This is a genomic window from Mesorhizobium sp. M0659 (assembly GCF_040320605.1).
Classification (GTDB): domain Bacteria; phylum Pseudomonadota; class Alphaproteobacteria; order Rhizobiales; family Rhizobiaceae; genus Mesorhizobium.
In genome coordinates, this window is sequence record NZ_JAMYPY010000001.1 from 612,135 (window position 1) to 624,337 (window position 12,203).

11 protein-coding genes and 1 pseudogene are annotated in these 12,203 nt (G+C 63.5%); 5 read left to right on the forward strand and 7 right to left on the reverse strand.

The features are described 5' to 3' along the window. Nucleotides 1-47: 47 nt before the first annotated feature. The 7 genes from NKI31_RS03105 to NKI31_RS03135 all read right to left on the reverse strand — a co-directional run bounded on the left by NKI31_RS03105 (nt 48) and on the right by NKI31_RS03135 (nt 9,895). Complete coding sequence (locus NKI31_RS03105; protein ID WP_023681650.1) at nt 48-269, reverse strand: twin-arginine translocase TatA/TatE family subunit; 222 nt, start codon at nt 267-269, stop codon at nt 48-50. Between the two features lie 180 nt (nt 270-449). Next, a complete protein-coding gene (scpB, locus tag NKI31_RS03110) occupies nt 450-1,217 on the reverse strand; it encodes an SMC-Scp complex subunit ScpB (RefSeq protein ID WP_023707870.1) in 768 nt (255 codons plus the stop codon). Next, nucleotides 1,214-2,014 carry a segregation and condensation protein A gene (locus NKI31_RS03115; RefSeq protein ID WP_023667690.1) on the reverse strand — a complete coding sequence of 267 codons (801 nt, stop codon included), beginning with the start codon at nt 2,012-2,014 and terminating at the stop codon, nt 1,214-1,216. The genes scpB and NKI31_RS03115 overlap by 4 nt, the downstream gene beginning before the upstream one ends. A 173-nt stretch (nt 2,015-2,187) precedes the next feature. After that, nucleotides 2,188-3,207 carry a beta-N-acetylhexosaminidase gene (gene nagZ / locus NKI31_RS03120; RefSeq protein ID WP_023681654.1) on the reverse strand — a complete coding sequence of 340 codons (1,020 nt, stop codon included), beginning with the start codon at nt 3,205-3,207 and terminating at the stop codon, nt 2,188-2,190. A 133-nt stretch (nt 3,208-3,340) separates the two neighbouring features. Beyond that, nucleotides 3,341-6,751 (reverse strand): SPOR domain-containing protein, encoded by a 3,411-nt coding sequence (locus NKI31_RS03125; RefSeq protein WP_352650340.1) that lies wholly within the window; start codon nt 6,749-6,751, stop codon nt 3,341-3,343. A 103-nt stretch (nt 6,752-6,854) separates the two neighbouring features. Then, complete coding sequence (gene argS / locus NKI31_RS03130; protein ID WP_023739016.1) at nt 6,855-8,618, reverse strand: arginine--tRNA ligase; 1,764 nt, start codon at nt 8,616-8,618, stop codon at nt 6,855-6,857. Nucleotides 8,619-8,680: 62 nt separating this feature from the next. Then, nucleotides 8,681-9,895 (reverse strand): deoxyguanosinetriphosphate triphosphohydrolase, encoded by a 1,215-nt coding sequence (locus NKI31_RS03135; RefSeq protein WP_023716245.1) that lies wholly within the window; start codon nt 9,893-9,895, stop codon nt 8,681-8,683. Nucleotides 9,896-9,971: 76 nt separating this feature from the next. On the opposite strand from NKI31_RS03135, the gene erpA reads away from it, so the two are divergent. From erpA to NKI31_RS03160, 5 genes and pseudogenes are all read left to right on the forward strand, one after another. Beyond that, nucleotides 9,972-10,319, forward strand: a complete 348-nt coding sequence (gene erpA, locus NKI31_RS03140) for an iron-sulfur cluster insertion protein ErpA (protein ID WP_027050337.1) — start codon at nt 9,972-9,974, stop codon at nt 10,317-10,319. Between the two features lie 4 nt (nt 10,320-10,323). Further along, the gene (locus NKI31_RS03145; RefSeq protein WP_023681658.1) at nt 10,324-10,716 is read left to right on the forward strand and encodes a VOC family protein; all 393 of its coding nucleotides are present in this window, start codon (nt 10,324-10,326) and stop codon (nt 10,714-10,716) included. 8 nt (nt 10,717-10,724) lie between these two features. Then, the gene (xth, locus tag NKI31_RS03150; protein ID WP_023688213.1) at nt 10,725-11,519 is read left to right on the forward strand and encodes an exodeoxyribonuclease III; all 795 of its coding nucleotides are present in this window, start codon (nt 10,725-10,727) and stop codon (nt 11,517-11,519) included. A 69-nt stretch (nt 11,520-11,588) separates the two neighbouring features. Further along, on the forward strand, nt 11,589-11,888 hold the full coding sequence (locus NKI31_RS03155) for a hypothetical protein (RefSeq protein WP_352625646.1): 300 nt from the start codon (nt 11,589-11,591) through the stop codon (nt 11,886-11,888). A gap of 85 nt (nt 11,889-11,973) precedes the next feature. Beyond that, nucleotides 11,974-12,203, forward strand: a pseudogene (locus NKI31_RS03160) (hypothetical protein); the annotation flags it as partial.

Here is a 12,203-nt window from a genome sequence, read left to right on the forward strand (position 1 = left end):
GAAGCGGTTTTGGGACAACGACTTGCACAAAAGCAACAACCTTCGGCTCAGCTCTTGCTGGCCTTTTCCTTCACTGCCGAAACGGTCTCGTCCGGGCGGTGCTCGACGGTGCGCTTGTCTTCGGCGGTATCGTCGTCGGCCATGCCCTTCTTGAAGCTCTTGATGCCCTTGGCCATGTCGCCCATCAACTCGGGTATCTTGCCGCGGCCGAACACCAGCAGCACGATCACCAGCACGATCATCCAGTGCCAAATCGAAAATGAACCCATTGTAACTCTCTCTCGAATGTTTTCCCTGGCGATGATCTATGCGTTTTCGCGTTGGGATTCAAACACAACAGCGACAAAGTTTATGAAGGCGCGGCTTATGTCACGCATTTTCGGCAAAGCTGCCCGCTACCAATCGGCGCATCTACCGCAGCAATGCAGCTTTTTGACAGCGGCTTGCGGTCAATCTTCCGTGACGCGCGGCGTCAGCAGGCCGAGTTCCTCGAGATCGATGTCGGTCAACGCATCCTCGTCCTCGGTCAGCGCGTCCGGATCGGCCGGCGGCAACGGGATGGCGAAATTCGACGGCATGCGGCCGGAGAGCAGCCCTGCCCCCTTCAGTTCGTCCATCCCGGGAAGATCGCGGATCTCCTCCAGTGCGAAATGGTCGAGGAAAGTGTCTGTCGTGCCGTAGGTGACGGGACGGCCGGGCGTGCGGCGGCGGCCGCGCATGCGCACCCATTCCGTTTCGAGCAGCGTATCCAGCGTGCCCTTCGAGGTCTCGACGCCTCTGATGTCCTCGATCTCGGCGCGCGTCACCGGCTGGTGGTAGGCGATGATCGCCAGCACTTCGAGCGCCGCGCGCGACAGCTTGCGCTGCTGCACCGTGTCGCGGCTCATCAGGAAGGCGAGATCGCCGGCGGTACGGAACGCCCAGGCATCGCCGACCCGGACCAGATTGACGCCGCGCCGCGCATAGATCTGCTGCAGCTCAGCCATGGCAGCGGCTATGCTGATGCCGTCGGGCAATCTGGCTGCGAGCTGCTTTTCGCTGACCGGCTCGGCGCTGGCGAACACGATCGCCTCGGCCATGCGTATGGCTTCGGCCATATGCAGCCGTTCGCCAGGATTCAGAAGCAGGGTATCAGTCGGATCCTGGGCGACAATGCCCTCCTCGGTCTCTTCTTCGACCTTGAACGGAATGACCGAAGCGTTGGCGCGTTCGCTCATGATGCCACCTCGACTGCCTTGATTGGCTGCGCGCGGCCGCGCAGATAGAGCGGCGCGAACACCTGGTCCTGCCGCATCTCGATGCTGCCTTCGCGCACCAGTTCCAGCGACGCCGCAAACGAGCTGGCAATCGCGGTACGCCGTTCGTCCGGGCTGGTCAGGTAATTGATCAGATAGCTGTCCAGCGCCGTCCAGTCGCGCAGCGAGCCGATCAGCCGGGTCAGGATATCGCGCGCATCCTTGAGCGACCACACGCCACGCCGGGCAATTGTCACATTGGTGATCGCCTGTTTCTGGCGCTGCTGCGCATAGGCGGTGAGCAAATCGTAGAGCGAGGCCGAATAGGCGTTACGCTTCTCGACGATGACCATTTCAGGCATCCCGCGTGCAAACACGTCGCGGCCGAGCCGGTTGCGGTTGACCAGCCTTGCCGAGGCGTCGCGCATGGCCTCCAGACGCTTCAGCCGGAACTGCAGCACCGCGGCCAGTTCCTCGCCGCTTTCGCCTTCCTCGCCGGGCTGCTTGGGGATGAGGAGCTTCGACTTGAGGAAGGCCAGCCACGCCGCCATCACCAGGTAGTCGGCGGCAAGCTCAAGCCTCAGCGCCCTCGCCGTCTCGACGAAGGTCAGATATTGCTCGACCAGCGCCAAGATGGAAATCCGCGACAGATCGACCTTTTGGTTGCGGGCGAGATGCAGCAAGAGGTCGAGCGGACCTTCGAACCCGGCGACGTCGACGACAAGCGACGGGTCGCCGGTGACCCGTGAATCGTCGTTCTCGGCCCACAGACGGTCCATCGGTGCGGCCTTCGCAGCCTTGCTGTCCAATGTCTCCGCCACTTGTTCCTTACCTCTGGTTAGAGCATGATGCCGAAACGTGTGAAGCGGTTTTCGGACGACATCATGCTCTCTCTATCTAATTTAGAGACGGATTCAGATTTCAGGTCGAACAGACCTGAAATCATCCGTCTCTAGGCCACCGCGTCGAAATAGGTGGCAAACTCGGCGCGTATCTCGGTTTCGTCGGCCCGGTCGCGATCCCTTATATAGGTCAGCGCCCGCTTGGCGCGCTCCAGCGACGTCCCTTCAAGTCCCGTGGTTCGCGATGCGATGCCCGCCATCTCCTCGAAAACGCCATTGCAGTGAAGGACCAGATCGCAGCCCGCCGCAAGGATCGAGGCCGCCTTTGTCGGGAAATCCCCAGAAAGTGCCTTCATCGAGGTGTCGTCGCTCATCAACAGCCCGTCGAAGCCGATCTCGCGGCGGATGATCTCGTCGATGACCTTGCCCGACGTGGTCGCCGGGTTGTTCGGATCGATGGCGCTGTAGACGACATGCGCCGTCATCGCCATCGGCAGATGGCTAAGCTCGCGGAACGGGGCGAAATCATGCCGCTGCAGGTCGCTCAGCGAGGCATCGACCACAGGCAGTTCGAAATGCGTGTCGGCAAAGGCGCGCCCATGGCCCGGAATGTGCTTCATGACCGGCAGCACGCCGCCCGACATCAGCCCTTCCGCTGCCGCGCGGCCGAGTTCGATGACCGGGCGCGGCTCCTTGCCATAGGCGCGCGCGCCGATGACGTCGCTGGCGCCCTCGATCGGCACGTCCAGCACCGGCAGGCAATCGGCCGAGATACCGTAGCGCAACAGGTCGAAGGCGTGCAGCCGCGCCATCAGCCAGGCAGCCCGGGTGCCGGCATCATGGTCCTTGCGCCACAATGCGCCGAGCGCGCCGCCGGCGGGATAGTTCGGCGCCAGCGGCGGCCGCAGGCGCTGCACCCGGCCACCTTCCTGGTCGATGAACACCAGCGCATCGGGGCGCCCGATACAGTCGCGCATTTCGGCAACCAGATCGCGGATCTGCTCCGTTTCGCCGATGTTGCGGGCAAACAGGATGAAGCCCCACGGGCATTCATTGCGATAGAAACGGATTTCTTCGCGGGTCAGCGATTTCCCGGCACAGCCGAGGATCATGGATTTTGATTCGGTCATTCCGCCAGTTTAGGGCTTCGCGCCGCCAAAGGGAATCTCCCCGGACGGCAAGCGCCTCAACCTCTCGCCCATCCACATGAAAAAGCCGGCGCGACCCTTGGGAACGCGCCGGCTCTGATAGTTGGATCCGGCCTTACCGCGACACGAAGCAGTTGCCGCCGGCAGCCTTGTAGCTGGTGCACAGATTGATCGCATCGTTGCGCGACTGCGCAGGCACCCGGACACGGTAGAAGGTGCCCTTGCCGGCGATCTCCGCCTTGACGATGTTGGCGGTGCGACCGGCGAGCACATTTCCATAGCGGCGCTGCAGGTCGGCGTAGTTGGCCTGGGCGCTTTCGACCGTCGGCTGCGAAGCGATCTGCATCGACCACGAACCGCCCGATGTCGAAGCCGTCGCCGGAATGGAGGCAACCTGGTCGGGCTTGACCTCGCCGACCACGTCGACCGGCTGGTCGGACGGGCGCTGCGGCGCCACGGCAACCGTCTGCGGCGTGTTGGCGGACTGGGTCTCAGCCTTCGGCGCAGCCGCCGGCTTCACCGGCTTGGCGGTCTCGGCACTTGCCTGGTCGCTATCTGCCTGATCGACAGGCGCCACGGTGCCGGTCTGCTCGGCATCGGCCGAAGGGGCGACGTGCTGCGGCGCCGGGTCAAGCGGCTCAGTCGCCGCAACCTGCGGCGCGGCCGGCGTCGAGTCCTCGCGGGCCACCAACGAGCCGTCGGGCTTGACCACCATGGTCCGAACCTTGCGCGGGGCAACGGCGACGGTATCGGGGTTCTTGTCGGCTTCCTGCAGCACCTGCGCGATGCGGTCCTCGGACTTTGGCGCCGGCGCGACAGCCGCGTCGGGGTTGCCGGCAGCTTCGGGGTTGCCGGCAGCGTCGGGGCCTGGGGCAGCGCCGGTATCGTCGGGCGACAGATCGACGACGCGGCTTTCAGGCTCCTGCGCCTTCACATCGACCGGCTCTTCGGTGTTGGTGACCAGCTTCTCCTGAACCGGCTCGGCCGGCTTGGTGCCCTTGGCGACCGCATCATAAACCTTGTTGTCCTGGTTCGGCACCACGGCGCCGCCCGGATTTTCGGGCTTGACCTTGATCGGCCTGTTGTCGGCTTTGACAATGACCGGCGCATCGCTGCCGCCCTTGCCGCCGTACGACAAGGCGAAGGCGCCAAGACCGCCGGCAATCGCCACCGCAGCAACGACCCCCGCGACCAGCAGGCCGCTCCTGCGCGGCCGTGCGGCTTCCTGCTCGGCGAGGCCCGGCACCGCCATCGCCTCGTCCAGATCCGGATCGTAGTCGAGTTCATCGACCGCGAAATCGTCGGCCTGCGAAACCGGCTGACTGCCGGGCAGATCGTCCATGTCAAAGCCGCCAGCGGCATCGGCGTGGTGAGCTTGCGTGGCTGCAAGCACTTCGGCTGGCCGCGCTGCATAGGCGCGCTGGTCGAGCTCGTGGCCCGAGCTGAAGCCGGAACTGTAGGAATCGTCATCATAGCCGGCACTGCGTGCGGCAGTGGGCGATGCCACTTCCACCGCGTTCATCTCGTTGAGCATGCCGGCGAATTCGGCGTCGATGTCGTCATAGGCGGCCGGCTCGTCTTGCTCGAAGCTGAGTTCTGGAATGTCGAGGTCGTCGGCAATCGCCACCACACGCTCGGGCACATCGATCGTCTCGACATCCGGCATCTCGGCGTGAGGCGGCGCCTGGCGCGATGGCGTCGGCGCCACATAGGCAGCAGCTGCAACCGACTGGTCGCGATAGGTTGGCGCTGCTGTTGGCGGCGTGGACGGCTTTTCTGCAAAAGAAGCTTGCGGCTGCGCTGCAAAAGAAGGTTGCGGCTGCGCTGCAAAGGAAGGCGGGGCCGGGGTGGGAGTCACGCGGCTCCACGAACGCGCCGGCTCCGGCGGCGTCGAGCGCCAATCGCCAGCGACCGGTGCTGCCGTGTCCTTACCGAGATCGATGCCCTTGGCGAGCGCCGCATCGAAGGCGTGATCATTGAACTCGATCTCGGGCTCATGGCTCTCAAGTTCGCCGGCAAGCAGATCGTCGAAATCGGAATCGTTTGCCTGGGCCTCCTGAGGAGCCGGCGCGTGTTCGTCCAGGTCCCACTCGAGATTATCGACCGGAGCGACTGGCGTCGCGACGGACCGCTGTACCGGGGCAACCGGCTCATAAGTCCTGGTGGGCTCGATGGCGGCAGCCCTGGTGGGCTCGGTGACGACCGGAATCGGCGCGACTGGCGCCGGGCGTGGTGTGGTCATGGCGCCAAGCAGCGCGTTGAGTTCATCTTCCAACGTCCGTTCGTCAGCGACCGGAGCGGCCGGGGTCGCCATATTGGTAGGCGCCACATAGGCTGGTGCGACCGGAGCTAGCTGAACCGGAGCGGGTGCGGTCTCGGCTACCGGCTCGTGATCGGCAAGCGCATCATCGATGCTCAGATCGCAATCGTCGAATGCTTCGTGCGCAGTCTCATGAGAGGGGCTGGCCTCCACGGTCCAGGCCGGCGTCTCGTCCACTTCCGGCGCATCCATCTCAACCGGCGCGCTGACCTGCAGATCGCTCTCTTCCGGATCCTCGGCCTCAACAGGCTGAGCCTCGAAAGCCTGCGGCTCGAAATGCTCGGCTGCAAAATCCTGGGCTGCAAAATCCTGAGCTGCAAAATCCTGGGCCGCAAAGTCCATGTCGACATCGGCCATCGCGTCATCGAAATGACCCGCAAAATCCTCGTCGGCAACAGTGTGGTCGGCGACTCCGACGGCGTCGAAGGTATGGATCGGCGCCTCGGCTACTGGCGCGGCATACTGGTCCTGCGCCGGCGCAGGACCGTCCAGCGTCAGCTCGTCTTCCAGCGACATCGAGACGGCATTGTCGAAATCATCGTCGAACGCGAGATCGTCGGCAGTCGCAGCAGCAACCTGGGCGACATCTGCGGCATGGGCGACGGTCGCATCGTCATCGAGCAGCAACCCCTGCTCGAGCGAAGCGGCAAGCTCGTCATCCATCGGCAGGTCGTCTTCGAGCGGCGATACGTTTTCCAGCGAGCTGGCGACGGCATTGTCGAAATCATCGTCGAATGCAGCTTCGTCGAATGCGGGCTCGGCAAACGAAGGTTCGGCAAACGAGGGTTCAACGGGAGCAGCCGCAGCCTGCGGGGCAGCGCCGAAATCCAGATCGGCGGCATCGTCGAAGACGAAATCATATTCCAGCGAAGCAGCCAGCGCATTGTCCATCGCGGCATCGGTGGTTTCGAAAGCCGGCTCGCGAATCTCGGCAGCAGAGTCGTAGGGTTCAGCGGCAGGCTGGTGAACCTCGGGAGCTGGCTGGCTGGCCTCCATGGAACCGACTTCATCGCCGAATTCGCCCATCAACTCCTTCTCGAGGTCGATGTCGAAATCGCCCTCGTCCGCAGCCGTCTCGACGGCTGGCGCCTGCGGCTTGACCGGCTGGCGCGGATCGAAACCCATGATCCTGGTCAGTTCAGCGAACGGATCATCTTCGGCGATGTCGTTGTTGTCGGCTACTCTCAGCTGGGTTCTGTCTGCCATTATTGTTCCCGAACTCGCACTCATTCGGACGCCATGGACGTCGCGTAGGGTTGGCCCTTACCAGCGCAATGTGGGCAAATGGTGACAGGTGTTTTAGTTAAACCTAACGCATCTCAGTGGGCGCATCAGCCCCAATCAGCGTCAGGCCGGAAGTCAAAACATCCGAAACAGCCTGCACCAGCCCTAGTCTGGCATGAGTCAATTGTCGGTCGTTAACCTTAACAAAACGTAAGTCGGGATTCTCGGTGCCCCGATTCCAGTGTCCATGGAAGGTGGAAGCCAGATCGTAGAGGTAGAATGCCAGCCGGTGCGGCTCCAGCGCAAGGGCCGCGGATTCGATCAGCCTTGGATATTCAGCCAGCTTCCGGATCAGGCCGATCTCGCCCTCGTCGGTGAGCGACGCCGAGGCCGCGGCCAGGCTGTTGCGGTCGAAATTGGCCTCGCCCAGTTGCTCGCTCGCCTGCCGGAACACCGAATGACAGCGCGCCGAAGCGTACTGCACGTAGAACACGGGATTGTCCTTGGACTGTTCGGTGACCTTGGCGAAATCGAAGTCGAGCGGCGCGTCGCTCTTGCGGTAGAGCATCATGAAGCGGATAGCATCGCGGCCCACCTCCTCCACCGCTTCGCGCAAGGTCACGAAGTCGCCCGACCGCTTCGACATCCGAACCGGTTCGCCATCGCGAAACAGCTTCACCAGATTGCACAGCAGCACCGTGAGTTGCAGCTTCAGATCATCGCCTGCAATCGCCCGCGCCAGCGCTTCCAGCCGCTTGACGTAGCCGCCATGGTCGGCGCCCAGCACATAGATCAGGCCGACGAAACCGCGGTCGACCTTGTCCTTGAGATAGGCGACGTCGGCGGCGAAATAGGTGAACGAGCCGTCGGACTTGACCAGCGCCCGGTCCATGTCGTCGCCGACCGCCGTCGAGCGGAACAGCGTCTGCTCGCGGTCTTCCCAGTCGTCCGGCTTCTCGCCCTTGGGCGGCGGCAGCTTGCCCTTGTAGATATGGCCCTTCAGCGTCAGATCGTTGATCGCCGAGCGGATCCTCCTGGCATTGTCGGCATGCAGCGTGCGCTCGGAGAAGAAAACGTCGTGATGGACATTGAGCAACGCCAGATCCTCGCGGATCATCACCATCATGGCGTCGATCGTGCGGTCCTTGACGATTACCAGCGACTCATCGTCGGGCATCTGCAAGAGCTTGCGGCCAAATTCGGCAGCCAGCGCCTGACCGACCGGCACAAGGTAATCGCCGGGATAGAGACCGGCCGGTATCTCGCCAATGTCGTCGCCCAGCGCTTCGCGGTAGCGCAGGAAGGCCGAACGCCCGAGCACGTCGATCTGCGCGCCGGCGTCGTTGATGATGTATTCCTTGGTGACGTCATAGCCGGCGAAGGCCATCAGATTTGCAAGCGTGTCGCCGACAACCGCGCCCCGGCAATGGCCGACATGCATCGGCCCGGTCGGATTGGCCGAGACATATTCGACATTGGTCTTCTTGCCGCCACCAATGGTCGAGCGGCCGTAGTTTTGCCCCTCGCCCAGCAGCGCAGTCAGATGTGCCTGCCAGAAAGCGTCCTTGAGCCGGAGATTGACGAAGCCGGGACCGGCGACGTCGGCTTCGGCAACATCGGCGTCGCTGCGCAGCACTTCCACCAGCCGCTCGGCCAGCGCGCGCGGGTTCTGCCCGGTGGGCTTGGCCAGTACCATCGCCGCATTGGTGGCGAGATCGCCATGGCTGGCGTCGCGCGGCGGCTCGACGGCGATGCGCGACAGGTCGGGCGAAACGCCATTACTGTCTTTCAAATCAAGCGCTTCGACGGCTTTTGTGATTCGCGCGCTGAAATCGGCGAAGATGTTCATGGGTCTTGCTCTGGCGGACTGTGCAGGGGAACCGGCTCATTGGCCGGCAAATCGCGCCCGCCCTAGCTTAAATCGGGCGTATGGTCAAACAGACGGCGGTGTTCCTTCAAGGCGTAGGTATCCGTCATCCCCGCCAGGAAATCGGCGACGCTGCGCGCCTTGATGCGGTCCTCCGCCCGGTCGAGCCCCTCCCGCCAGCCGTCCGGCATGGCGCGCGGATCGGCGAAATAGACATCGAACAGGTCGCGCACGATCTGCTCGGCCTCAGTGCGAACGCGCATCACCTCGTCATGCCGGTAGAGATGCTTGTAGAGAAAGGTCTTCAATTCCTTCTCGGTCGCGGCCACGTCAGCGGAAAAGGTCACCATCGTTTCGCCCGCCGCCCGCACCGCTTCGGCGCTGTCAGGCTTGATGCGCTCAAGATTGGCGGTGGTGGAAACAATGACATCCTCGACCATCATCGTGATCTGCCGGCGCATCAGCTCATGGCCGGTGCGCACATCGTCCAGGCCCGGATAGCGCGCGCGCACGCTTGCCAGGATCGATCCCGGCAGCGCCACCGTTTCCAGCATGTCCAAGGTCAGGAAGCCGGAGCGCAGGCCGTCGTCGATGTCATGGGTGTTGTAGGCGATATCGTCGGCGATCGCAGCACATTGCGCCTCGATGCCGGCGAAATGGTCGAGTTCGAGGTCGTGCAGCTCGGAATAGTCGCGGATCGCCTGCGGCACCGGGCCTTTGAGCCCTTTTCCCTTGGCATCTGTCAGCGGCCCATTGTGCTTGACCAGCCCTTCCAGCGTTTCCCAGGTCAGGTTTAGCCCGTCGAACTCGGCATAGCGCCGCTCCAGCCGCGTCACCACGCGCAGCGACTGCGCATTGTGGTCGAAGCCGCCCCATTGGGCCATCCGCTCGTTCAGCGCGTCCTCGCCGGTATGGCCGAACGGCGTGTGACCGAAATCGTGCACCAAGGCGACCGCCTCGGCCAGATCCTCGTCGCCGCGCAGCGCTCGCGCCAGAGCCCGCGCAATCTGCGCGACCTCGATCGAATGCGTCAGCCGGGTGCGATAGTGGTCGCCTTCATGGGCGACGAACACCTGCGTCTTGTGCTTCAGGCGGCGGAACGCGGTGGAATGGATGATGCGGTCGCGGTCGCGCTGGAATGGCGTGCGAGTCGGGCTCTCGACCTCGTCATAGAGCCGCCCGCGCGACCTGGCTGGGTCGCTAGCATAGGCCGCGCGCGGCCGATAGCCGAACCCAATGTCGCCAAGCTCATTTGTCATGGCTGATGCCGCCGCAGTTGACTTGCCCCTTCCCGCTTCATACCTATCATGTGAAACCGAAAGCAAGGTGACGCCCATGGGCGCTGATGCCAAGACTGCCATGAAAGTCGAGATGACCGAGTCCGCCGCCAGGCGGATCGCGAAAATCGTCTCTGGCGAGGCCGGCAAGACGGCGCTGCGCGTCTCAGTAGAGGGCGGCGGCTGCTCCGGCTTTTCCTACAAGTTCGACCTGGTCGATACGCGCAATGACGACGACGTCGCCATCGAAAAGGACGGCGCCACCGTGCTGATCGACGATTTGTCGCTGGTCTATATGGGCGGCTCGGTGATCGACTTCGTCGACGATCTGATGGGCCAGTCGTTCCAGATCCGCAACCCCAATGCAGTCGCCTCCTGCGGCTGCGGCACCAGTTTCTCCATCTAGGCAGATGTCCGGCGTCGGCGCGGTCCGTCAGGTCGCACTGTCGGCCGGGCGCGACCTCGACGTCACGCTGGCCTTCTGGCACGATGTGCTCGGCCTCAGCGTTCATGCCCGCTACGATCCGCCGGGCATCGCCTTCATCATGGCCGGTGATATCAGGTTGCTGTTCACCGATGGCGTTCCGGCCGGCACCGTCTATCTCGATATAGCCGGGCTCGAAGCCTTCCACGCCGAGGCGAAAGCGTCCGGCGTTCCCTTCACCGCACCGCCGGCGCTCGTCCACAACGACACCGAAGGCACGTTCGGAACGGCGGGGGAAAGCGAGTGGATGGCCTTTCTAAAGGACCCGGCAGGCAATACGATCGGGCTTGTCGAACGTCTTTCGCCCGAACATCCCTGAGGCCGCCCATGAAAATCGTCACCTGGAACATAAACGGCATTCGCGCCCGCATCGGCAACCTCACCCACTGGCTGAGCGAAAGCCAGCCCGACATCGTCTGCCTGCAGGAGATCAAATCGGTCGACGAGCAGTTCCCGCGCGCCGAGATCGAGGCGCTTGGCTACAACGTAGAAACCCATGGCCAGAAGGGCTTTAACGGCGTCGCCCTGCTGTCAAAACTTCCGTTCGACGAGGTTATCAGAGGCCTGCCAGGCGACGAGACTGATGAGCAGGCGCGCTTCATCGAGGGCGTGTTCTCGACCGACCAGGGCGCGCTGCGCGTCGCCTCGCTCTATCTGCCCAACGGCAACCCGGTCGATGACGAGAAGAAGTTTCCCTACAAGCTGGCCTGGATGGAACGGCTGCATCGCTGGGCCGAGCAGCGGCTGCTTCTGGAGGAGGCGCTGGTGCTGGCCGGCGACTACAATGTCATCCCCGAGCCGGTCGATGCGCGCTTCCCCGAGAACTGGCTTGGCGATGCGCTGTTCCAGCCGCAGACCCGGCAGGCCTTCCGGCGGCTGAAGAATCTCGGCTTTACAGAGGCGGTGCGCGCCGTCACCGATGCGGCCGACGTCTACACCTTCTGGGACTACCAGGCCGGCGCCTGGCAGAAGAACAACGGCATCCGCATCGACCATCTGCTGTTGTCGCCCGAAGCGGCCAACCGCTTTTCCTCGGCCTCGATCGAAAAGCATGTGCGCGCCTGGGAAAAACCTTCCGACCACGTGCCGGTGGCGATCGATCTGGCGCTGCTGCCGGCCTGATCAGCCGAAACCCTGATATCGCCACAATCGCGCCATTCAGTCAGAGATCAGCATGGCGGCTGGGGTTCCATGGCACTACGATTCCTCCTTTGCCCGATCGGCCTGGCATTTGCCATGGCCTCCCCTGCAGCAGCACTTGCCGACCAGCAGTGCCTGGCCAATGGCAAGTCCTACCAGGTCGGCCAGGTCACCTGCCTGACGGTTTCAGACAAGAGCCATATGGCCCGCTGCGACCTGGTGCTCAACAACACCTCATGGACCAAGATCGGCGACAGCTGCCCCGACAGCACGATGAAGCCGCATCTGCACGTCACGCCGATCTCGGTGCCGGTACACAGAGCGGCGCCGGCGGAACTCACCGAGAACTGATGGATGTGAGCTAATCTCCCCCCTTGCGGGCATAGGCGCTAAGATAGGTATTGCCCTGCGGAATCGGGTGTGATTCTACACTGCGATGACACACGAATCGCTTGTTGGTGACGGCTGGGCCGAGACGATTGAGCTTCTGGGCGGCGAAGAGTTGATCGCAGGAAGTGCCCGCGAGACGAAGGCGTTCCTGCGCCCGCGGGGCGTCAGGTCGGCGAGCGATCTGTTGCGCCTGACACTGGCTTACTGCCTTGGCAAGGTTGGCATGCGGGGCGTCGTGGCCTGGGCGGCGGCGAGCGGGATTGCCGACATTTCGGA